This is a genomic window from Shewanella sp. Pdp11 (assembly GCF_002838165.1).
Classification (GTDB): domain Bacteria; phylum Pseudomonadota; class Gammaproteobacteria; order Enterobacterales; family Shewanellaceae; genus Shewanella; species Shewanella hafniensis.
Window position 1 is genome coordinate 4,222,772 of the sequence record NZ_CP015194.1, and the last position, 23,346, is coordinate 4,246,117.

Genomic DNA, 23,346 nt, shown 5'->3' on the forward strand with positions numbered 1-23,346 from the left:
TCCTAAACCGAGTTGAAGTTAAAAGATGATTGATAAAACATAAGCTAACGCTTTAATTTACATAAAATTCAATCAAATACGACACGGTTGCGGCCAGCATTTTTAGCTTTATATAAAACGCTATCGACCCGAAATAATAGGCTTTCCAGGCTTTCACCTACTTGATGTTCAACACACCCAAAACTCATGGTCAAGTGCATATGCTGGCCATATGATTGGTAATCCGTGGACTCAATATCCAAACGCAACTTCTCGGCAAGTTCTCTCGAGGCTTCAAGTTCAGTGTTTTCCAGCACGATCAAAAACTCCTCACCTCCCCAACGTGCGACACAGGAAGCAGAAAATGCACAGCGCTTAAGCTGATCCGCAACTAATTTAAGCACATCATCGCCACACAAATGGCCAAAGTTATCATTAATATTCTTAAAAAAGTCGATATCACACATCACTAAACAGAGTGAACCTTGTGCATCGGTACTGTGTTCCATGGCTGAGGAGAGGATCCGTTCAACTTGACGGCGATTGGCAAGTCCCGTCAGTAAATCGGTATTAGATTGACGCTTGTTATCCTCAATCAATAACTGCAACTGATGAACATCTCTCATAGTGACTATATTCAAGTTTGATTGATTTTCAGTAGTGATTTGAGCCGTTATTAAAAACCAACGATATTCACCATTACCACACCGAAGGTAAGTTTGAAAACCTGCAGTGCTCAGCCCCTGCTTTTCACTTTCATACACAGTGCTATCCCACTCGAGCATTGCTTTGTCTCGAATAATTGGATCGGGATAAACAGTATTAAACCAAGATTCAATATCGGGGATATCCGACATTGTATAACCCAATTGTTCAATAAATGCATGATTCATAAATCTATGCACTCTATGAGTACTAGGACGACGTTCTTCAACGTCCAAAGCCTCAGACAATAGAACTGGAATAGGGATATAATTCAAACTTTTGAATAATACGACTTCACTATCTTCTGAAAAAAGTCGACGCATCCGTATCTCCTCATACAGCGAAATAACATAGCGATAACATTTAGTGTGATAGAACCACATATAATTTGTAAGGACAAGAACTCACTAAAGCCGTCGTCAATGTAAAAACACGACAATCGAACATTGTAAAATCGGAACGTGACTTGGGACATATCTAAAATGATGGAATGACAAGTACTTAAGAACATCATGGTGGGAAGCGTTTGTTTGAAAAGATGTTTATTCTCTTTTTTCAACTGCTCACTTTTCGTACTCTGCAGTGACAGCAAGATTCAATAGAAACTTTAAGATGATGGGATTCGACAAAATAATAGGTGCGTACTGACCACATTAATTATCCTCTTTATGAATAGACACTAGACTACTCGATGATGAAGTTAACCTTGCTTCCCACCATATCTCAATTGATTTCGACTACGGCACGAGAGTCGGCAAAGCAGCAGGAAATCGCGCCTAAAGCCTAGTGCTTCATCTCGATACGACAACTTAAGTAAATTGACACTTACTTACCATCAAAACGCCTGATGAACCTCATCGGGCGTTTTGTATTTTAAGGCCAAATGGGTTTCCAGTGTTGTATTAACTTAAATAAGGAATGACCATTTCTGCGTCAATGCGCCTTGGATTGAAATACCAGTGAGGCGCACAACTGATTTAGATATTTAATGTGATTGCTATACGCCCGACTAACATCTTAATTTGTACCGGATTCTTTTTGATCATAAATGACAATGGCTTGTTTGAGCTGTTCAAAATCCGAAGAACACAAGTGCCGTTTCAAAACATTAAACTTTTCGACTGGCCAATCATAAATTTTTAAAGCCAGCAACTCAGGAATAATATCTTGATGAAAGCGATACTTGACTCGTTTAGCGGGTGAACCTGCGACGACACTGTAAGGTTCGACGTCCTGAGTGACAACACTGTTCGCTGCAACTACGGCTCCTTCACCAATAGTGACTCCAGGCATCACCATACATCTCATGCCTAGCCAAGCGCCATCACCAATATGGGTGTCACCTTTTCCTACATATGCCTCTTCAATAAAATCCATAAAAGGGTATAAGCAAAACCAATCCGCCCTATGTGTATGATTTCCTCCCATTAAGATCACAACTTCAGCGGCGATACACACATAGTCACCAATATAGAGTTTATCAATAGGCCATTTGGGCTCCCATTGGCGGCTGATTTCATCACCATGAAGATATCTCACCGCAGATCCCTCAAACCCCATATCCCAACAATCGCTATAATAGCTGTGCTGACCTTTAATTATAATATTCGGGTTAGTAACAACTTCGTGTAACAACTGAACTTTTGACCAATGTTTATTATTCATAGAAGTGCTCTTTATAAATTAACTGTAACTGAAAAATAGTGAAATATTAAAAACTGGCTAACTCAACAAATATGTATCTTGAGTTTTACGGGCATGATATTAAAGAACAATAGAATACATAAGCAAAAAGCCTATGTACCCTGATTCTATTTAGCTTAATAAATACCGTCGTTCGCTATGCTATTTTCGAACGGCAGTGGCTTCAATTTCAACACGCCATGCTGAATTTGCTAGTCCTGCAATTTTCAAGACCGACCGAGCTGGTACATTGGGTTGTGTTTTTGTACCAAAAAATTGGATATAAGCCGCCATAAAACCATCCATATCCATTTCATTATTTAATGCAGGATCGCCAACTAAAAAAACCTGCAGTTTAATCACATCCCCCAAGCCCAGGCCAATATCTTTTAAACTTTTCTCTATTGCTTTTAATACCCCAATAGTTTGTCCTTTTGTATCCCCACCATATGCAAGCGGACTATTTTTATCTTGAGTCAAATCTTGTATAGGCGGTAGTTTCCCAGAGAGATATACAATGGACATAGAGGCTGGCACTTCTACCGCCGCAGCAACAGGGAAATTTGAATTAGCAATACGATGCCGGATAACATCTTCTCCCGCATGCGCGGCGATATTCACCGTGGAAAGTAAGCCACACAAGCCGAAAAATGAAATACGGATGACAGAAGTTAACATATTGACCTCAAATATTGGATTGCCCAAATTTAAAAAGCGTGAATTTTATCCTGTACAATACGAGCCGCCCCCTTAAATATGGGGTAATGCATCGATAGATAGTAACAATTCTCTGCCAATCGCTTCTCTCTTGTAAACATCTGCCATGCCATTCGGCGTGTCTATATTCAATGCAAAAAAGACCGGTCCTGTTGGCCATTCAGCCCAACCGACCCACCAACCGACTTGGCCACCGAGTCCTGTTTTCGCCCTGAGAATCCATTCTCGGCCAGCTTCAACTATCATAATGTCTTTGGTTAATAATTGATGTTCAACTTTAAATGGGAGTTGGTTCTTATAAAGCTTCTCTAAAAAATTTATCTGCTCTTGTGCGGAGATCTCTAAACCACCTCTGACCCAATAGTCATTCACTTTTACAGTGGGATCTTGATTCCCATAATTAATTTTTTCTAGATAATCTCTTGCCTTTGTTTCACCTAACTCCTTCGCAAATCCGCGATAAACCCATAAAGCGGAATAGCGCATCGCTGAACGTAAATTCTGATCTTGATTGTGACTAGGGATAGAGTATTTTTCACCATTCCATTTAAACGTTTGAAATTCATCCTTAACTAAGTTTGCATCGAGAGCAAATAAAGTGTGAGGAATTTTAAATGTTGATGCAGGCGTAAACCGTACCGTTGAACGTGATTTATTGTAAATATAAGTGGCACTTGCCCCTCCACGTTCGTCTTTAATGATGATTGTTCCATCCGCTTTGAATTTATCAAAGGTGGATTTCCATTCACTCTTTTCTGCTACCGTAATCGATTCATTTGCAACGGATTCTATTGTTGTAAACATGAAAAGAGAGAGAGACCATAGCATTAGCTTTATAAGTTTCATTGCAAAACCTTAATATATTATTTTTTTAGGAGTACGATCCGCAGTGTGGTTAGAATAAAGTCCCGTTCGTGTACTCAGTGAAAATTACCCGTCCTATTTCGGAAATGACTTTCTCACGTTCCTCGATAGCAGTATTTTCTTTTTTAATGTAAATACTAATTATTAATGGTTGTTGTGATTCAGACCAGACCATGGAAATAATTCCCCGAGCACCATAGCTGTTGGCACCAGTACGGTCAGCAATTTCCCATCCCGTAGGAAGCACTAATCTCAGCATGTTATCTGCAACTTTATTCCCCATCATCCAATCTTTTAACTGTTCTTTAGATTGAGTGGATAAAATATTACCGAGCAGTAATTTGTTAAAGTTGGCTGCCATTGCATTAGCCGTCGATGTATCTCTTAAGTCTCCCTCAGGATTCGTATTGAGATCTGGTTCATAACGATCGGCTCTGGTTATATCATCTCCCATTGAACGCAAAAATGAAGTAATACCTTCAGGACCGCCAGATTTTTTTATCGCAAAATTAGCTGCGGTATTATCACTGTAGGTCATAGTCGCTTTACAGGCATCTGCTAATGTCACTTTTTTGCCTATAAATTCTTTCATTACTGGTGAATGGCTAACAACATCTTGTTCATTAATCATCATTGCATCGTCTAGCGATACTGCATTTTTATCTACTTCAGATAGCACAATGGCACAAGCTAAGGCCTTAATAGTACTATTTGTCGAAAACCGTTCGTCACCGTTAATTAAATATACGTTATTTGAGCTGTTTTCTATAACAGACACACCGATATTCCAGCCTTGGCGCTCAAATTCATTAACGGTTTGTTTTACACTTAAAGGACTTGCATTCGAATTTGAAATACTCATCAAGCAAATGGCAATAAACGTTGTCTTTTTGCAATCATTAAATATCTTTAACATGTTATTTTTCTCTATCCTTATTAAATATTTTTATCATCATAATAATGATTAATTTTGGCGAAATTATGGCTAAAATAAGATTTATAGTGACATTAAAAAATATTGTCATCTTACCCAACTCGAATTCCAAACAAGCATTAATCTCCCCACTAACATATTAGATTAATGTTTTACTCAACCAACTTAATTAAGCGCTATAGTTTTATATTCGACCCACAGTAAGCTACAGGCAAGCTCATAGCTAATCATCACTTTAGAGAATCGCATAAATCAGCCAAGGCAATCAGTGCCTTGGCTTTTTCTATTTATATTTAAGCGTTTCTTGCTTTATGGGCTAAGCCCAAATTTACACCTAATCCAACACAAAGCAGTGCACTGAATGTGACCACCATACCTAAATGGTGAATGATTCCTGCGCCGCCTAAACCTAGTCCCAACAGAATGTAATAAAACAGTCCGAAGAGTGCGCCAGCAGAGCCCGCATAGGCGCGGTAGTTTGCCAGAGCCGAGCTAAGTATGTTCGGAATCGCTATCCCGTAAGCAATCACAATCAAAAGCATAGGCGCTAAAAAGTAAACATTATTCAGCCCTAAAACAGTCGATTGGAATAGCCAAATACCCAGTCCACCAACAAGTGCGATAACACTGGCGAAGCGAACCAACCGGGCGCTAGCGTAGCCTCGACCCAGCAATATTTTATTAACATAACTGCCAAGGAATGCGCCAAAGCCCAATAACAAGCCACTCGTACCGAAGGCAAGCGTCGATAACCCTTGCGCCTCAAACATAAATGGCGCCAGTGAAAAGTAGCTAAACCACATCAGGTTAAACGCCGCCACCAGCAAGGTGTTTTTAATAATCCCGCCGTCGGTAAGCATCTTAATCGCTAACTTGCCTATAGCGATTTTCTGGGTGTGTGCGGGTTTGGTTTCGGGTAACAATTTTACCGATAAAAATAACAGCACTATGGCAGAAACCATCAGTGCGACAAACACACCTTGATATCCCCAATAGGCACTGAGAACACTGCCCATTAGCAATCCGATCACCGGGCTAATTCCAAGTGACATGCCCATCACAGAAAAGACTTTGGCTAATTCTTCGCCGCTGTAGCTGTCACGCATCATGGTTTGGGTAATCACAGAACCCACTGCCGCACCGAACGCCGACAATACGCGGGCCAGTAACAATAGGCTAAAGTCGCTCACTATTAAGGCTAAGGCTGAGCCAATGGCATAACAGACTAATCCCGCGAGCATGGCTTTGCGGCGACCAATAATGTCGGCTAAACGGCCCCAGCAAAATACGCCGATGGCAAAGGCAATAAAGTACACAGATAAGGTTTGCGATGCGCCGGCAATCGACACGGCAAAGCTTTCTGCAATATTAGGCAAGGCTGGGCTATAGATGGTTTCCATTATTTGCGGAAACATCATTAGCAGCACAGCGAGCCCTAATGGTGGTTTTATATTCATGATTTCGATTCAATTTCAGTAAACCAAATGAGCAGGTTAACCAAAATGTCGCTCCATACTTGTCAAAGATGGCGCAGTATAGATAGAATCCACACCAGACAATTAGCAACACTTAGACAATAAACATCAAAAATAGGACAAAATGGCCTTTATTCGACCTGAACATCAATTTAATCCAGATCTGTTGGATAATCTGGTCATTGGTATTGCCGCAGACATGGGGGAACACGACTCGGGAATGCATCACCACGAGAAGGCGCAGCTACTGTACGCCCCCGCAGGAGTAATGACATTTACTCTAGCCGAGACTCAAGTGGTGTTACCACCGACACGCGCGGCTTGGTTGCCTGCAGGCGTTGAGCACAGCGTCACCATGCGTAATGTGGTTGCCTATCGCTCACTCTACTTTGAGCCTGAGACGGTCAGCTCATTGCCCGATAGGGTCACTATTTTCCAGGTGACCCCGCTACTCAAAGCGTTAATTGACACTATGTCATTTTGGCCTTGGGACAAACCAAGAAGCACTCAACACCATGCTTTTGCGCTGCTATTAGAAGAATTGGGCAATGCCGCGGAAGAAATTCTGGCATTACCGCTCCCACAGGATAAACGTCTAAAAAATTGGCTTGCGCAACTGCAACAACATCAAACAATACCTAGCAACCTTAAAGATATGGCCGTAGAAATCGGCGCCAGCGAACGCACTATCAGCCGTATCTTTAGCAACGAAACGGGCATGGCTTATCAAGCGTGGCGCCAGCAATGGCGTTTGCTCTCGGCCATTGAACAATTAGCAGCGGGAGCATCGGTGGCGCAGGTGGGCTTTAATTTACAGTTTTCCAGCGACAGTGCCTTTATCAGCTTTTTTAAGCAATATACCGGCACCACTCCAGCGCAATATTTTAAATCCCCTAGCATTTAGCTAAATATCCAATCCTTCGAGTACAACTCTGGTGAGGCAATTTCCCCGCTCAACCGAGAGCGGTACTTTCCATTTAGCGCCCATTGGCAACTTGCTGTGTTATAGTGCGAGAAGTCTTTTCCCTGATCGAAAAATACGAATCCCTTGAAAAAAATCGCTTTATTTGTGGATGTACAAAACATCTATTACACCTGCCGCGAGGCCTATGGTCGCCAATTTAATTACCGTAAGTTATGGCAACACTTAGGTTACGAGGGAGACATAGTCTTGGCCGTGGCTTATGCCATCCACAAAGGTGACGATGGGCAATTGAAATTCCAAGACGCACTAAAGCACATAGGTTTTGAGGTGAAGTTAAAACCGTTTATTCAGCGCAGCGATGGCTCGACCAAAGGCGACTGGGATGTGGGGATCACTGTCGATATTATGGAAGCGGCAAGTGAAGTCGATACTGTGATCTTGTTGTCTGGTGATGGCGATTTCGATTTATTGCTACAAAAAATCCATCAAAAATATGGCCTTGAAACCCAAGTCTATGGCGTCCCTACCCTGACGGCTAAATCCTTAAGGGATGCAGCGTCTCAATTTCACCCCATAGATGCAGCGCTCTTGCTCTAGTACCCATAAAAAATGCTGCTATCGATCACGGCAACAGCATCTTAAATTCACTATTTTAGCCATCAAAGTTACAACACATCTAATGATAGGTAATGTCCGAATACATAGGTGCGAGACGTTTTAGGAGGGCATTGCGGGTCGATAATGGTATCTGTTGCTCCTTCATTGATTCAATTAAATGGCCCACTAAGGCATCAAAATCCGCCTGAGTAATATTCAACCCTTGATGACTCAGTGCCATATTCTCACCGTGATACACGCAGCCGCCATCGGCAATCAGACAAAAATGCTCAATGGCGCGCTCACGAAATAACGCAATATCCGTCTCTTGAAAGTGATGCACTATGCGTGGATCGGTTGCAATACGGGCAAGCAAACCATCGACAATCGCCGATAAACCGACTTCACCGCCTAGTGCTTGATATAAGGTTTGCTGGCTTGAGGTGCTATTTTTTGAGTTAACCTGTGGCGCCGATGATTCCGCCTTTTGCACTGCGCAACCAGTGAAAAAAAACAAAGCGGCGACAGGTAATAGCTTTAGCAATAAACAACTCATAGTGTTCCCTCCACCGACACATACCAGCCTTGTTGATCGGCAAAACCCGCAATACTGCCTAAATTCGCATAGGCCGTGACTACGGAAAGATGCTTATTGATAAACCAAGCTAAAAACACATCCTGCCAGTCATCTTCACGGGCAAAAGCTAACTCATTGGGTTTCTGGCGATATTCGATACCCAGTGCCAGATTATCCGTCAGCAATACCGCCGCAGACGCTTCGAGCACAAACTGGTAATCATTATTGGCTTGGGTACCAAAACCCAGTAAACCCGTTTGATTCGCCTTGGTCGCACGCACTGTCCCATTAAGCAATACATTGCGCCCCGCCACCGCATCGAAAAACACTTTGCTGGCCGCAATATACACATCTAACCCCCAATCAGAGCGCGCGCCCACGGCCTGAGGAATCGCAAAGTCATCGACTCTTTTATACTGGGCACCTAGGGTGATTTGCGGCATAGCCGTATAAAGTAACTCGCCGGCAAGCTTGTATTTTACGCCAAAGATATCTTGGCCTAACTCGCCGCCCATAGTATCTAAATCAAAGGTTTGCCGCGCTAAACTCAGTTCGAATCGATTATCAAAACTCAAGGAAGCGCCAATCACATTCAGTGTAAAGTCATCGACATAAACGCCTGTCGCCATCGCCGTAGCGGACCATTCATCGCTACTGCCATAACCGTTGATCACCGCCCACGGCACTATGCCACCGCCAGCACTGCCCTCAATCGTCGTCCCGCCGCCAGTGGCAACCACGCGGCTACCTTCGGCAAACGCAGGAACTGTGCCCAATAGTAAAAACAGGCAAGGCAAAGCCTTAGCACAATTCCAAGCTAATGAATTCAACTTCAATGTATTCATGGCAATGTTCACTCGCTACTCCGTTTTATTCTTTCAAACACGACTAAATCTAAGGTTTTTTGTGCGCTTTTTGGGGCAAATTAACTTATGCGTCAGAGGGATTTTTATGGTTAAACGCTTCAAACCACAGATCAAATTCAGCCGCTTTTAAGGGTTTTGAAAACACGTAACCTTGGATGATGTCGCAATTGAGGTTACGCAGAATGTCAACGCCCTCTTGTTCCTCAACCCCTTCGGCCACAACGGTAAAACCTAGGCCGTGGATCAACTGAATGCTGGTGTTCACTATCATCACATCTTGGCTATTCGTGAGCATGTCTTTGATAAAGCTACGATCAATCTTCACTTCATTGACGGGCAAAATTTTCAAATAAGCTAAGGATGAATGCCCTGTGCCAAAGTCATCTATGGCGACCGACACGCCCATATCGCGGAATCGCTGCAACACACTCACCACAGTCTGTGCATCTTTCATCACAGCGCCTTCAGTGACTTCGATGCAGAGTGCGCCACTTGGCAGATTATTGTCTTTTAATAAACTGGCAATTTGATTCGGCAAGCGGGTATCGACTAAATCATGGGCCGACAGGTTGATGGCCAGTTTCAGCACCATACCCCGCTGCTGCCATGCGACTAATTGTTTAATCGCCTGCTGCAACACCCATTGGCTGACGATATCAATGTTACCTGAGTTTTCAGCGAGTTGAATAAACTCATCGGGCGGAATAAACCCTAAGGTCGGATGCTGCCAGCGGATCAGTGCCTCGGCACCCGTACACTGATTTAAGTGTAAATCCACCTTAGGTTGAAACACGAGATAGAGTTGGTTTTGCGCCAAACCTATGGGCAAATCGCGGATAATCGTCAGCTCACGCTGGTATTTCTCATCGGCGCCCTGACGATAACTAACGATACGTTGCTCTTCGAGACAGGCTTGATTGAGGGCGATTTCGGCGCGGCGCACCAATACATCGATATCGGCACCGTTGCCATCAATTTCCAGTAATCCAGCCCGCACGGTAAGAGAAATATTTGAGCCTTGGATTGGAAATGGCGACTCCAACATGTCCAATGATTTCAACAAGTGTTCGGGACGAATACCTTGGCTATACAGGAGTAAAAATGAGTCGCCGTCTAATCGCGCGAGTAAATCCGGTGTGGGGGCTAATTGCTCTAAACGGCGAGCAAAAAGCACCAACAAGGTATCGGCGTTGGCAAAACCAATAATGTCGTTGATATGGCGAAAATGTTTAATATCCAATAACACCATAGCGCCGGATAGATCATTTTTAAGATCCGCTAAATACTGTTTAGCCGCAAAACGATTGAGCAACCCTGTTAGGCTGTCGTGACGGGATTGATAGACTAAATCCTTTTCCCGCGCTTCAATATCGTCGCGCATCAAGGATAAACTTTTGGCCAACACCCGCAGTTCTGCTGGCGCACCTTGAATACTGGCTGGCTGCTTACCTTGACCAATTTTACGGGCATAGGTTACCAGTTGACGCACAGGCTCAGTCAAACTGCCCGACAACCAAATCGCAATCACAATCGCCAGCGCTAAGGTCAAAGCAAAAATCAGCAACATATTATTGCGTAGATGCTGATAACTTTGCTGCCATTTGAGGTTTGACTGATGCAACAGGGCTAATTGGCTGCCGTTATGATCATACAGTTTGAGAGCCATGGACAAATAATCCAGCGGAATATTCTCACTGGGCATTTTGAGCAAACTAGGTAATTTGCTCGCTTGTTCTACCACACTCAGTTTTTCATCATCGGATAATGTTGAGGCGATTTCGGTGCGGCCCGTAGCTTGATTGACAAAGCTAACATCAATACCGGTAATCGCTTTAGCCTGCTGGGCGACTTTCTCATCTAATAGAAAACCCATGCCAACCCAAGCAATCAAGGTTGGCGCCTTCACGGGCTGCAACACAAATTGATAGCTGGCATGATCAAAGTTAAGGATCGCCAACGCATTGTTATTACTAGCAGTCATGTCGAATAAGGATTGAATATCATCCTGAGTGAGCCCGGGTAGACTCGAGGTCAAGAGCTCCCCTTTTGGTGATAACAACACAGCAGCGTCGGCACCAATACGAGAGCCGTGATTGGATAACACGGATTCAATGGTTTCTTGCTCACCGGTAGCAATCGCGCGCTTAAAACCAAAATCGGCACTGAGCACAGACAAACTTTGGCTGAGCTGAATACCGCGATTTGATAGCACCTCGAGAAACACATTGGCACCAATATCGAGGCTTTTTTGTTGCTGTAAAAAGTTGTCCCTTTCGGTCGCCGTTAATACGGAAAAGGCCGTGGCAAACTGCACTAGAGTCAGCACAATAAAGAACACTAAAATCAGCCGTGCGCGAAAACTATTTAGCATGTAATGGCTTGCCTTGAGCATCGTAGTGGCCAAATCCCGCTGGCGGAGCTGACGGTTTAGCTTGGCGCTCAATGTCTAAGGATAAACTCAGCTGATTCGCGCCAGAGGTTAACATTAGCTCAGTCGGCTCGGAGGCTGCCTTCTGCCAGGGATGCCAGAGTTTGACTTTATATTGACCGGCAGCCAGATCCTTAAACTGGATCTCACCTTTTTCGTCCGTCACCGCAACAATTGGGCTATCCGCAACATAGATAAATGCCTGCATATAATCGTGAATATTGCAGCCAAGTGCGACTAAACCGGGTTTATCGAACTGAATCGGCGCTTCGGCTTGGCCCACATACAGTTTAAGTTCGAAAGGCTTAGCCTCGGAAAAAGAATACACATGGTGACGAGTGCGATCTAGGTTAGGAAAATCCACCTTGGCGCCCTTAGGGACAGCCAACACAAAAGGGATAAAGGTTCGATTTTTTTGTGACATTTCATAATGTCCAACAGGCATAGCCTTATCAGGCATCACTGCCGGGATCAACTCCACGACAGTATCGGCAATCGCCTGCTGCTGTAAATCCACCAGCTTAATATTGAGTTCAGCGGCCATGACTTGAGGCGTCAGAAAGGCAGAAACACTCAGAACTAGAGCAAATAAAGCGCGATTTAAGATCATCAGTTACCTCGGGCATAGTGATGCAAGGCCAACAAGTACCTTAGCTAAGTACGGCGTAAAACAAACTCTTTGTATTCGAGTAGCATTGTACATCACTAATATATCTAATATTCCATTGGACCCCGTAGAAGAGCGCCAAAACAGTAACCATTCTAATCGCCCAATCGCTATTACGCACGAAAGAGACCACAAATAATGGATAAACAACATCATACACACATTTCAAGCATGGATAACCACGACGTTTAAATCGACAATGGCACTAACTGAGATCAAATATCACTGCGATTTCATCGGCCGAATAAAACAGTTGAATCTAGTCAACATAGGCCTGCCATACATAATAAGCAATATAACTAACACACTGCTCTGGCAAATGACCTTTTGTTGTTCATCAGCAATGAAAACAAGCCCATATACGCCTCACTCTATCCATCTTTGGCTGTAACTTTGCCGGTAATCTAATCTCAACGTGTCCCAACTAAAGATAGTCAGGTTTCATATTTTTCGCCGCGAACAAACAAAAAAGGCCTACTTGATGTAGGCCTTTTCTATGCATTAGTCCATTGCGAGAAACCAACTTAACTGATGGTTAGCTCTTTATGCTCTTCGACTTTTTTACTGCCTCGTTTTGCCAGTGCGTAGTAGAACAAAGGCGTTAGGATAAGACCAAACACAGTCACCCCAATCATACCGGCGAACACTGCTACGCCCATGGCTTGACGCATCTCAGCGCCCGCACCGGTGGAGAACACCATAGGCACAACTCCCATAATAAAGGCGATAGATGTCATCAAGATAGGACGTAAACGTAATCTTGCGGCCTCTAATATCGCCTCCATAGGTGCCATGCCGTGATCTTGTTTCTCCTTTGCAAACTCGACAATCAAGATAGCGTTTTTAGTTGCCAGCCCCACCAGCACTATCAGACCAATTTGGGTGAAGATATTGTTGTCGCCACCGTAAATTAACACTCCACTGAGGGCTGAGAGCAGGGTCATTGGAATGATTAAGATAATCGCCAATGGCAGACTTAAGCTCTCGTACTGGGCTGCGAGTACCATGAACACCAGCAAGATCACCAGCGGGAAGACTAACAAGCCCGTATTGCCCGCTAAGATTTGCTGATAAGTCAGCTCTGTCCACTCGTAGGTCATACCGTTTGGCAGCGTCTCGGCGAGGATTTTCTCAATCGCCGCCTGCGCTTGGCCAGTACTCACACCTGCTGCTGGACCACCGTTGATTTCAGCGGTCGTAAAGCCGTTATAGTGCATCACTCGGTCTGGGCCAGAGCTTTGGCTGACGTTGATGAACGACCCTAGCGGGATCATGTCACCCTTCAGATTCGGCACCTTCAGCTGACTTATTTGCTGCGGGCTTTGACGGAACGCCTCATCGGCTTGCATATTTACCTGATAGGTTCGACCGAAACGATTGAAATCGTTGACATAGGTCGAGCCCATATAGGTTTGTAATGTCTGGAAGATTTGATCGAGCGACACTGCCTGCTGTTTCGCTTTAGTTCGATCAATATCCAGTTCAAGTTGCGGCACGTTCACCTGATAGCTAGAGAAAATCCCCGCTAATTGTGGATCGGCCCACGCCTTGTACATCACTTGTTGGGTCACCTGATACAAGGCCTCATAACCAAGGTTGGCTCTGTCTTGAATTTGCAGACGGAACCCTCCTATAGTGCCGAGGCCTTGCACAGGTGGCGGCGGGAAGATGGCAATAAACGCGTCTTGAATACCGGCAAACTCTTGATTCAATTGCCCTGCAATGGCATTTGCCGATAGCGCTGGACTCTTACGCGATTCAAAATCATCAAGCGCGACAAACACCACGCCTGAGTTAGGACTATTAGTAAAACCGTTGATACTCAGGCCTGGGAAGGCAATCGAGTGCGCCACACCCGGGTGATTAAGCGCAATCTCAGACATCTTTTTGATCACGGTATCGGTACGTTCAAGGGACGCCGCATCGGGCAACTGGGCAAAGGCCACTAAATACTGTTTATCTTGCCCCGGCACATAACCCGTTGGTGTATTAGCAAATTGCACACCCGTTAGCGCGACCATGCCTAAATACACTAGGCCGATAATGCCGCCAAAACGGATAACTTTACGCACTAAGTAACCATAGCCATCAGAGGCACGGCTAAATAAGCGGTTAAAAGGCGTGAACAACCAAGCACCGAACAACTTGTCCATTAAACGAGTTAAACCATCCTTTGGCGCATCATGGCTCTTGAGTAATAACGCCGATAACGCTGGGCTCAAAGTCAGTGAGTTAATCGCCGAGATAAAGGTCGAGATTGTAATAGTTAAAGCAAACTGTTTATAAAACTGCCCAGTTAAGCCACTCATAAACGCCGTCGGAATAAACACCGCCGCCAGCACTAAGGTGGTTGCCACAATTGGGCCTGTCACTTCTTTCATCGCCTTTTGCGTTGCCGCAACAGGGTTTAAGCCAGCGGCAATATTACGCTCGACGTTTTCAACCACGACTATGGCATCGTCCACCACAATACCAATGGCGAGTACCAGCCCGAATAACGACAAGGCGTTGAGTGAGAAGCCGAGCAGATGCATAAAGGCAAAGGTACCAACTAACGATACAGGCACAGCCACCAGCGGAATAATCGAGGCGCGCCAAGTTTGCAAAAACAGCACTACCACTAACACCACCAGCAACACGGCTTCGAGCAAGGTTTTGATCACAGCCTCAATCGAGCCACGCACGAAGACGGTTGGATCGTATACGATTTCGTATTCGAGTCCTTCAGGGAAAGACTGTGACAATTCCGCCATTTTGGCGCGCACATCATCGGAAATCTGAATCGCATTCGACCCCGATGCTTGGAACACTGGGATAGCCACGGCATCCTTATTATCCAGCAGTGAGCGCAGCGCATAACTGGTCGCACCTAGCTCGATACGAGCCACATCCTTCAGACGATTCACTTCACCGTTTTGGCCAACTTTGACAATGATATCTTCAAATTCAGACAGTTCAGTTAAACGGCCTTTCACGTTAATTAAGAGTTGGAAGTCAGCATTGCCACTGGGCTGAGCACCTAAACTGCCCGCTGCCGCCTGTTGGTTTTGCTCGCGCACGGCGGCAATAATGTCCGCTGGCGATAAACCCAGCGCCGAGACTTTATTCGGGTCAAGCCAAATACGCAGGCTGTATTCCCCCGCGCCAAACAAGCGTACCGCGCCCACACCCTTGATACGTGCTAACTCATCTTTTACGTTGAGCGCCGCGTAGTTAGACAAATACAGCATGTCATAACGGTTATCTGGCGACAGCAAATGCACCACCATGGTTAAGTCTGGCGATGATTTCTCGGTCACAATCCCGAGGCGTTGAACCTCCTGTGGCAAACGTGGCATAGCGCGATCGACACGGCTCTGTACTTGGTTTTGCGCCCTGTCTACATCTGTGCCAATCGCAAAGGTGATGGTCAAGGTCATGCGCCCATCTGATGTCGCCTGCGATGACATATACAGCATGTCTTCGACGCCGTTAATTTCCTGCTCCAGCGGCGAGGCCACGGTTTCGGCAATCACTTTAGGGTTAGCGCCTGGATAGTTAGCGGTCACTACGACGGTTGGCGGCACAACTTCAGGGTATTCAGTGATCGGCAACTGCCAAACGGCAATCGCCCCTGTGATAAAAAACAGCAGTGAGAGTACGGCTGCAAATATTGGTCTTTTAATGAAAAACTGCGACAACATGGTGTTCTATTCCTTAACCGCGGCTAGCCGTTTCGACCGCTTGCGCCGTCAAAGTATCTTGGTTTTTATCGAGCAATAACTGGGCTTGGCGCAATGCTTCAAGCTTGTCGCTGTCAACCATTTCAACCATATGCGGATCAATTTGCATCTTAGGCCGCACACGCTGCATACCGTTGACGACAATCTTGTCTTCGGCTTCTAAACCTTGAGTGACTATACGCAGCCCTTGGACTTTCTCGCCTAAGGTCACGCCGCGATATTCGACTAAACCATCGGCACCGACGACCAACACAAACTTATTGTTCAGATCTGTGCCAACGGCTTTATCGTCAATCAAGATACCTTCATAAGCGCCGCTGCCTGCGGTGCGAAGGCGGGCAAATAAGCCAGGCAATAAGCTATTGTCTTCATTGTCAAAGGTGGCTCTCACGCGAATGGTGCCGGTTTGCTTATCCATCGCATTATCCACAAAGTCCACCATGCCGATATGCTGATAATCGCGCTCATTGGCTAAGGCCATGTACACAGGATTGTCGCCTGCGCGGGGATCGTTGCGTTTCTTCTCGGCCGTTAATTTCACGTATTTAAGGTAGGTTTGCTCATCCACATCAAAATAGGCATACATGCTGGCGGTAGAGACTAAGCTGGTCAGCACACTCTGCCCTGCGGTGACATAGTTACCCGCAGTGACGTTGGCGTAGGACACGCGGCCATCAATCGGCGCTTGTACTTGGGTATAAGCTAAATCAAGCTCGGCGCGCATCAGCGCCGCTTTCACCGAAGCCACTGCTGCCGCGGTCTGACGTTTGTTCGACTCACGGGTATCGAGTAACTCGGCGGATACCGCTTTTTGGTCAAACAATTTATGGGCTCGTTCGAAGTCATTGGTGGCCAGTTGCTCAGCAGAGAGTGCGCTAGCAAGATCTGCTTTTAACCGGGCCACTTCCGCTTCAAAAACACTGGGATCGATGCGGAATAACACCTCGCCTTTTTTCACTAAGGCGCCTTCTTTAAAATTCACTGAGTCAATATATCCAGATACACGTGGGATAAGGGTGACACTTTCTGGCGCCTGTAAACGGCCGGTAAACTCGTCCCATTCGGTCACTCGCTCATGCAATACTTGAGCGACATCCACCATTGGCGCACTCGGTGCTGGCCCCTGCTGCGCTGTTTGCTCACCACAAGCAGAAAGAACGAAAGCGGCCACAGCCGTTAACATCATTATTCGTAAGGGTTTATTGCTCTTCATATTACTATCCTCAAAGTGGCGGGCATGTCACGCTGTTCGAACCACACACATTTAAATACCGACTGGTAAAAAATATTCTGTACTGGACGGTAATATATAGCGTAAAATGACTCTGTCAACAAATTTATGTACCGATTGGTATTAAATTAAAGGCGCGCACTAACCTTCACTTTGCAATGCGCCCTTAGGCGGAAAGCCACAAGTTTGATCTTCAACGCATTTTATGAATATTGAGGCGAACGCTGACTGACACGGATTGAATGCTGAACTTAGGTGACAGCTTGAATGACTAAGTAGACAGATCCCCTTAGTCGGTCATCAGTCAGCAAGTGTGGCTGGACACGGACTAAACCCATGTCTATCCTAGGGGCAATTGAGAATTGAGGAGCCTAATGATGTCAACCGTCACCCCGACGCCCTGTGTAGGTCGCCCACGTGCCTTCGACACTGACGATGCATTAGCCAAAGCCTTAGAAGTCTTTTGGCGCAAAGGTTTTGAAGGTACATCGTTAACCGATTTAACCCAAGCTATGGGCATTAATAAGCCAAGTCTTTATGCTGCCTTCGGCAATAAAGAACAGTTATTTCTCAAAGCGATAGAATTATATGAACAACGCCCCTGTGCGTTTTTCTATCCCGCACTTGAGCAGAAAACCGCCTATCTGGTGGTCGAGTCAATGCTGCTCGGGGCCGCGAGCTCTTTGGTGGATAAAAGCCATCCGCAGGGATGTTTGATTGTTCAAGGGGCATTAACCTGCAGTGAAGCAGGGCAAGCGATTAAAGACACTTTGATTAATCGTCGCCGCGACGGTGAAATCGCCCTGTGCGAACGACTGCAACGCGCCAAAGATGAAGGGGATTTGCCCTATGACGCCGATCCCTTGCTGCTTGCCCGTTATGTCGGCACTGTGTTGCAAGGCATGGCGGTACAAGCAACCAGTGGGATTTGTCCGGATGAATTGCGCAAAGTGGCCGAGCTAGTGCTGGCTAACTTTCCGCGCAATGATGAATCCTGAACCATAAGTCATAATGCATAAATCCTGATGTGCACAAACAATAAACCCCAGTCGAGTCCTCACTTACTGGGGTTTTATTTATGCTTTGCTTTATTTCTGTCCAACCATTTACTTCTGCACAACCAAGAGTTCTCTAAACAGTTGTCTGAGTCGTTTCAATAATGGCAGGCTGCTTTTATCTTGATGCTGGATCACATCGACGTTTGCATGCCAGCCTATCTGCTCAAATTCTATGGGGACGCGCGTTAAGCTACCCGATAAAACGGAATTGGACGCCATATGCTCGGGCAACAAACACCAACCATGGCCCTGTAATGCGAGCTCCAATAACACGTAATAGTTATCGGCATACCAAACATCAGGACTAAACGCCTGCTGAAAACTACTGGTTTGAGTATTCCGTGAGCGGATGAGTAATTGTCGATACAGTCGCAATGCGTCCATGTTCGGTGCAACTGATTTTGCTAAGGGATGCGAACTCGCCACATAAAGATCGAATTTAATCACCCCGATACTCTCAAAATCTATGCTACTTGGCATAGATAATTCACTAAAGATCAGCCCTGTTGATACTCTTCGTGAATGCACCATGTCGATAATATCTATGCTTGAGGCACTGAGAAATTCGAGTTCGATATTAGGAAAATCACTTTCTAACAACCGTATGATTTCGGATATTCTCTGTATCGGAATACCTTCATCCACCGCAAGGCACACTTCTGAAAATTGGCTACTGAACAGTGATAAGGCGGTATGTTTGAGTCTACGATGTTGAAGAATCGTCGCTCTTGCGTAGGGCAGCAATTTACTGCCTTCGGCCGTTAATACTGGGTAACGACCCGAACGGTCAAATAACTCAACCCCACAGTCAATTTCAAGATTCATCACATGCTGGCTAACCACGGATTGTGCTTTCTTAAGTTGCCTTGCGGCATTCGAAAATGAACCAGATTCTACGGTTTCCATAAAGGCTTCGAGTTGTTCGAGACTAAACATATCGCTTTTACCGATACTATCTAATTATTACTTATCCCTATACTAGATAAAAATATGGCCATAGTCACATTGAATGAATGGGAAATAGCCATGAAAACGACAGAACGTATCTTTAACGCCTTACTCTTTGAAGCAATTGCACTCGCAATTATTATCCCGGTTTCTACCCTTATATCAGGCAAGGGAACCAGTGAGCTTGTCATAGTCGGTATCGCTCTGAGTCTTTATACCGTGGTGTGGAACTACTTCTACAACCTTGGATTCGACAGGGTATTTGGGGCAAATCGAGAGCAACGCACTTTGAAAACCAGAATACTGCATACCTTTGGATTTGAAGGGGGACTTATTTTCATTAGCATACCGACCATCGCCTGGTTTCTACAGATAGGTTGGTTGGCAGCCATGGGCTTAGAAGCGGTTTTTTTGATCTTTTTCTTCTTCTACAGCACCCTATTCCATTGGTGCTATGACAAGTATCAGCCCTATAAGACTTGGTTTACTATGCCAGCCACTAAGGTCAAATAGTATTGCTAACATCAACACACATCAGCACACATCAGCATCAAACGAACCTCACTAAGCACGTTAGCGGTTCGTTTGATGACAGTTTTGAGGTTTATCGATTTTATTTTATTCTATTTAACAGAATCCTAAGTCAATTCATTCGTTACCCAGCGCATAATCTCACTTAAAAGCGGAAAATGGAGGTTGTTGAAATATCCTATAAACTTCACAAAAGTACTAACTATCTGTAATTAATATTTAAATCATTAGTCTAGATACAATTCTTTATGCTATAAAAGCCCATATATTAAGCAGGGAGATGGCAGCAAAATGCGTGTAGGGAACAGAGTGAGGCTCAGGATGCAGCAGGCATTAAATTTGCCCTCAGCATTAATACTTGGCGTCGTTTTATTACTCGCATCTATGATTTACAACATGGCACTCGCCCAAGAAAGCAATGCTGTGCCTGCAGAATCCCAACCTCAGACGATAACTTTAGCTGCAGAAGACAGTTGGCCGCCCTTTGCCAATCAGTTTGGCCAAGGTATTTCCCACCGTTTAATTCAAGCCGCCTTTAAGCAGTCGCATATTGAAGTAAATAGCTTAGTCGTGCCCTATTCTCGTGCCTTGATGATGGCAGAAAAAGGCGCAGTAGACGGGGTATTTAATGTCACCCGCGAGAACAGCACCGAGCAACGTTTTATCTTTGGCAAAACCCCACTGCTTGTTGCTACCGCATCATTTTATCAAAAGAAACAAAAACCTATATTGGCTGACAACAAATGGGCACTACCCAAAGGCGCGGTTATTGGAGTAATTAAAAGCTATGAATATGGCGATGAGTTTCCCAAATTAGTCAAACAGCAACAGCTCAATATCGTCACCGTCGCTAATCAGCAGCAATTAATTAATTTATTGTTGATTGGACGCATAGATGCCGCCTTAATGTTCGATTTAGTCGCGAAAGAAAACCTGAAAAAAATGGGCGTAGATGATGACGTCATTCCTGTATTTGCTAACCATAGCAGCGATATTTTTTTGGCCTTCTCAAAGGAAAATCCACAGGCACAGACCTTAGCGACCCAACTCGATGCGGGCTTATCACAGCTAAAAGCCACTGGCCAATACGAAAAATTACTCTTAGTCGCTGACTAATCCCTATCGCTGCAAGCGAATGAGAAATTACCGCTGCGAGCGAATGATCTCTTGATTCACCCAATATAATAGCTGCTTGATGGCCTTAGACAGGATCTGATTCTGGCGCACAATATAGCCCAAACTGGTTGTGGGGAATTGCGGCAAAGGGGTGACTTTAGTGGTCAAATTCGCCTTAGTATAAACCGAAAACTCCGGCACTATCGCCACCCCAAACCCCGCCTCGGCCCAATCAATTTGCGCGTCAACACTGCCGACCTCCATAATCCTGTAATTAGGCAAATTCAGCGACGGCAGTGCGGGATCGAGCAATTCGCGAGTTCGCGTATCGTGGCCCAGCAGAATTAAGGTGGGTTGCTCGGCTAAGGGCGTATCCACAGAAGGCGTTGCCTCTTGCCATTGTTGTAAATTGTCCCCGATTGCACACCATTTAATCTGTTGTAGTTCAGTAAAATGCAGTGGCTGACTCTCCTTTTGCGCGATCACAAACCCTAAATCCGCCTCGGCATTGGTCACTAACTCAGAAGCTTGGGATGAGGTAGTATTGAGCAGCGAGAAATCAATCCCAGGGAACTCCGCCTTAAAGAGCTGAAACGGCTGGATCAACAATAACCGCGAGATAATGTCGCTGGCGGCGATGGTCAAGGTACCCTGACTAAGGTCGTTAATCGCATTGAGATCCGCCTGACAGATTTGTAGCTCCATCAAAGTCTTTTGACTCGTCTCCAACAGACGAAACCCTGCCTGCGTTAATCGAAAGGGATTACGATCAATCAACTTGACCCGAGTGCTTTGCTCTAACTGCTTAATATGCAAGCTAACATTGGGCTGCGTCATGTGCAGCGCCGTGGCCGCTTTGCCAAAATGCTTATGTTCAGCCAAAGTCACAAAAGTCTTTAACCAATTTATATCGAGCATAAAACCCCCTATTGCAGAGTATTAGCGTTAATTATCACCAATGATATATGAAATCCTTATTGAGATGATAACCATAATTAATTTCTCTTATTCAAATGACGGGTCTAGCATAGCGTCTTAATCAATGTGGAGATGATGTTATGCCGTCTATCGTGGTTGTGGGTGCAAATTGGGGTGATGAAGGCAAAGGCCGCATCGTAGATTATTTAGCCGCGGATGCCGCTGCCAGTATTCGCTTTCAAGGCGGTAACAACGCCGGACATACCGTAGTCAACGACTATGGCACCTTTAAATTACACCAATTACCGAGTGGCATTTTCAACCCTAACTGCATTGCAGTATTGGGCCCTGGCATGGTGATCAGCCCAGAAAAGCTCAGCGTTGAAATTGCTGAAGTACAAGCAACAGGTGTTGAAGTCAAATTATGCATTTCTGACCGTGCGACCCTGTGCTTACCTTTGCATGCATTAGAAGATACCTTAGAAGAACAACGTCTTGGCGATTTAGCCTATGGTTCAACCCGTCAAGGGATTGCACCTGCCTATGGTGATCGCGTGATGAAAAAAGGCATTTTAGTCGGTTGGTTAAACCAACCTGAAGTGCTGCAAGAACGTATTCAATTTATGCTCGACTGGAAAATGCCACAATTAAAGGCACTTTATCCAAGCTGTGATTTTAATCAAACCGCCGCTGAAATGACTGCATGGTTATTAGAAGTGACTGCGCCATGGCGTCCGTTTATTTGCAATGTGACTGAACCATTAAAAGCATTACAAAAACAAGATGCAAGCTTACTGTTTGAAGCGCAATTAGGTGCTGGCCGCGACTTAGTGTACGGCGAATACCCTTACACCACCTCATCAAACGTGACTGCGGCTTACGCAGGTATCGGTAGTGGTTTACCTGCGCTGCGCCCAGAACGCGTAATTGCGGTAGCGAAAGCCTTTAGCTCATCAGTAGGTACAGGCACGTTAGTGACGGCAATGGAAGAGCAAGACGCGTTCCGTGAAAACGCCAACGAGTTTGGTGCAACCACAGGCCGTCCACGTGACATGGGTTACTTTGACGCTGTTGCCACCCGTAATGGTGTGGAGCTGCAAGCGGCAACTGAAATTGCCCTGACTAAGATTGATTGCCTATCAGGCATGAAAGATCTGAAAATCTGCGTAGCCTATGAAGGTGAGCACACTGAGAACCCAATTTGGCCACAAACTGCCGCGTTGAGCCCAGTGTATGAGCAAATGCCAAGCTGGAGCGAAGATATTACCGGTTGTCGCACTTTTGAGAGCCTGCCAGTCGCCGCGCAACACTATGTTGAACGTATTGAAGCCCTAATGGGTGTGCGCGTTAGCATGGTTTCTGTTGGGCCTGAGCGCGATCAAATGATCATTCGCTAGTAAACAAC

At 45.3% G+C, this 23,346-nt stretch carries 20 protein-coding genes; 6 read left to right on the forward strand and 14 right to left on the reverse strand.

Annotation, left to right across the window (positions count from 1 at the left end):
* Nucleotides 1-68: 68 nt before the first annotated feature.
* The 6 genes from AYJ58_RS18580 to AYJ58_RS18605 form a co-directional block, all read right to left on the reverse strand.
* Nucleotides 69-1,007, reverse strand: coding sequence for a sensor domain-containing diguanylate cyclase (locus AYJ58_RS18580; protein WP_106651255.1), 939 nt, complete (start codon nucleotides 1,005-1,007; stop codon nucleotides 69-71).
* A gap of 694 nt (nucleotides 1,008-1,701) precedes the next feature.
* On the reverse strand, nucleotides 1,702-2,349 hold the full coding sequence (locus tag AYJ58_RS18585) for a CatB-related O-acetyltransferase (RefSeq protein ID WP_106651256.1): 648 nt from the start codon (nucleotides 2,347-2,349) through the stop codon (nucleotides 1,702-1,704).
* A gap of 180 nt (nucleotides 2,350-2,529) precedes the next feature.
* Nucleotides 2,530-3,045 carry a RidA family protein gene (locus tag AYJ58_RS18590; protein ID WP_106651257.1) on the reverse strand — a complete coding sequence of 172 codons (516 nt, stop codon included), beginning with the start codon at nucleotides 3,043-3,045 and terminating at the stop codon, nucleotides 2,530-2,532.
* Nucleotides 3,046-3,117: 72 nt separating this feature from the next.
* The gene (blaOXA, locus tag AYJ58_RS18595; protein WP_106651869.1) at nucleotides 3,118-3,912 is read right to left on the reverse strand and encodes a class D beta-lactamase; all 795 of its coding nucleotides are present in this window, start codon (nucleotides 3,910-3,912) and stop codon (nucleotides 3,118-3,120) included.
* 67 nt (nucleotides 3,913-3,979) lie between these two features.
* Complete coding sequence (gene bla / locus AYJ58_RS18600) at nucleotides 3,980-4,864, reverse strand: class A beta-lactamase (protein WP_198555511.1); 885 nt, start codon at nucleotides 4,862-4,864, stop codon at nucleotides 3,980-3,982.
* A 311-nt stretch (nucleotides 4,865-5,175) separates the two neighbouring features.
* Nucleotides 5,176-6,339 (reverse strand): multidrug effflux MFS transporter, encoded by a 1,164-nt coding sequence (locus AYJ58_RS18605; protein ID WP_106651258.1) that lies wholly within the window; start codon nucleotides 6,337-6,339, stop codon nucleotides 5,176-5,178.
* 142 nt (nucleotides 6,340-6,481) lie between these two features.
* On the opposite strand from AYJ58_RS18605, the gene AYJ58_RS18610 reads away from it, so the two are divergent.
* Together AYJ58_RS18610 and AYJ58_RS18615 are read left to right on the forward strand one after the other, a co-directional pair.
* Nucleotides 6,482-7,261: an AraC family transcriptional regulator gene (locus tag AYJ58_RS18610; RefSeq protein WP_106651259.1), complete on the forward strand. Its 780-nt coding sequence runs from the start codon at nucleotides 6,482-6,484 to the stop codon at nucleotides 7,259-7,261.
* A 144-nt stretch (nucleotides 7,262-7,405) separates the two neighbouring features.
* A complete protein-coding gene (locus AYJ58_RS18615; RefSeq protein ID WP_106651260.1) occupies nucleotides 7,406-7,879 on the forward strand; it encodes a LabA-like NYN domain-containing protein in 474 nt (157 codons plus the stop codon).
* A 79-nt stretch (nucleotides 7,880-7,958) separates the two neighbouring features.
* Here AYJ58_RS18615 and AYJ58_RS18620 read toward each other — a convergent pair whose 3' ends face one another.
* The 6 genes from AYJ58_RS18620 to AYJ58_RS18645 form a co-directional block, all read right to left on the reverse strand.
* On the reverse strand, nucleotides 7,959-8,435 hold the full coding sequence (locus tag AYJ58_RS18620; protein WP_106651261.1) for a group I truncated hemoglobin: 477 nt from the start codon (nucleotides 8,433-8,435) through the stop codon (nucleotides 7,959-7,961).
* Complete coding sequence (locus AYJ58_RS18625; protein ID WP_106651871.1) at nucleotides 8,432-9,301, reverse strand: DUF3034 family protein; 870 nt, start codon at nucleotides 9,299-9,301, stop codon at nucleotides 8,432-8,434. Before AYJ58_RS18625 ends, AYJ58_RS18620 begins: the two co-directional genes overlap by 4 nt.
* Nucleotides 9,302-9,386: 85 nt before the next feature.
* On the reverse strand, nucleotides 9,387-11,693 hold the full coding sequence (locus AYJ58_RS18630) for a bifunctional diguanylate cyclase/phosphodiesterase (protein WP_106651262.1): 2,307 nt from the start codon (nucleotides 11,691-11,693) through the stop codon (nucleotides 9,387-9,389).
* Nucleotides 11,683-12,360 carry a methylamine utilization protein gene (locus AYJ58_RS18635; RefSeq protein ID WP_106651263.1) on the reverse strand — a complete coding sequence of 226 codons (678 nt, stop codon included), beginning with the start codon at nucleotides 12,358-12,360 and terminating at the stop codon, nucleotides 11,683-11,685. Before AYJ58_RS18635 ends, AYJ58_RS18630 begins: the two co-directional genes overlap by 11 nt.
* Nucleotides 12,361-12,941: 581 nt before the next feature.
* Complete coding sequence (locus AYJ58_RS18640) at nucleotides 12,942-16,100, reverse strand: efflux RND transporter permease subunit (protein ID WP_106651264.1); 3,159 nt, start codon at nucleotides 16,098-16,100, stop codon at nucleotides 12,942-12,944.
* A 13-nt stretch (nucleotides 16,101-16,113) separates the two neighbouring features.
* Nucleotides 16,114-17,352: an efflux RND transporter periplasmic adaptor subunit gene (locus tag AYJ58_RS18645; protein ID WP_106651265.1), complete on the reverse strand. Its 1,239-nt coding sequence runs from the start codon at nucleotides 17,350-17,352 to the stop codon at nucleotides 16,114-16,116.
* A gap of 392 nt (nucleotides 17,353-17,744) precedes the next feature.
* Here AYJ58_RS18645 and AYJ58_RS18650 point away from each other — a divergent pair, with 392 nt between their 5' ends.
* The gene (locus AYJ58_RS18650; protein ID WP_106651266.1) at nucleotides 17,745-18,368 is read left to right on the forward strand and encodes a TetR/AcrR family transcriptional regulator; all 624 of its coding nucleotides are present in this window, start codon (nucleotides 17,745-17,747) and stop codon (nucleotides 18,366-18,368) included.
* Nucleotides 18,369-18,476: 108 nt separating this feature from the next.
* Here the strand turns inward: AYJ58_RS18650 and AYJ58_RS18655 are convergent, their stop codons facing one another.
* Nucleotides 18,477-19,364, reverse strand: coding sequence for a LysR family transcriptional regulator (locus AYJ58_RS18655; RefSeq protein ID WP_106651267.1), 888 nt, complete (start codon nucleotides 19,362-19,364; stop codon nucleotides 18,477-18,479).
* Between the two features lie 90 nt (nucleotides 19,365-19,454).
* On the opposite strand from AYJ58_RS18655, the gene AYJ58_RS18660 reads away from it, so the two are divergent.
* Together AYJ58_RS18660 and AYJ58_RS18665 are read left to right on the forward strand one after the other, a co-directional pair.
* The gene (locus tag AYJ58_RS18660) at nucleotides 19,455-19,889 is read left to right on the forward strand and encodes a PACE efflux transporter (RefSeq protein ID WP_106651872.1); all 435 of its coding nucleotides are present in this window, start codon (nucleotides 19,455-19,457) and stop codon (nucleotides 19,887-19,889) included.
* A 309-nt stretch (nucleotides 19,890-20,198) separates the two neighbouring features.
* Nucleotides 20,199-21,023 (forward strand): substrate-binding periplasmic protein, encoded by an 825-nt coding sequence (locus tag AYJ58_RS18665; RefSeq protein WP_106651268.1) that lies wholly within the window; start codon nucleotides 20,199-20,201, stop codon nucleotides 21,021-21,023.
* A 27-nt stretch (nucleotides 21,024-21,050) separates the two neighbouring features.
* Here the strand turns inward: AYJ58_RS18665 and AYJ58_RS18670 are convergent, their stop codons facing one another.
* The gene (locus AYJ58_RS18670; protein ID WP_106651269.1) at nucleotides 21,051-21,941 is read right to left on the reverse strand and encodes a LysR family transcriptional regulator; all 891 of its coding nucleotides are present in this window, start codon (nucleotides 21,939-21,941) and stop codon (nucleotides 21,051-21,053) included.
* A gap of 140 nt (nucleotides 21,942-22,081) precedes the next feature.
* Here AYJ58_RS18670 and AYJ58_RS18675 point away from each other — a divergent pair, with 140 nt between their 5' ends.
* On the forward strand, nucleotides 22,082-23,338 hold the full coding sequence (locus AYJ58_RS18675) for an adenylosuccinate synthase (RefSeq protein WP_106651270.1): 1,257 nt from the start codon (nucleotides 22,082-22,084) through the stop codon (nucleotides 23,336-23,338).
* The last annotated feature ends 8 nt before the right edge of the window (nucleotides 23,339-23,346 follow it).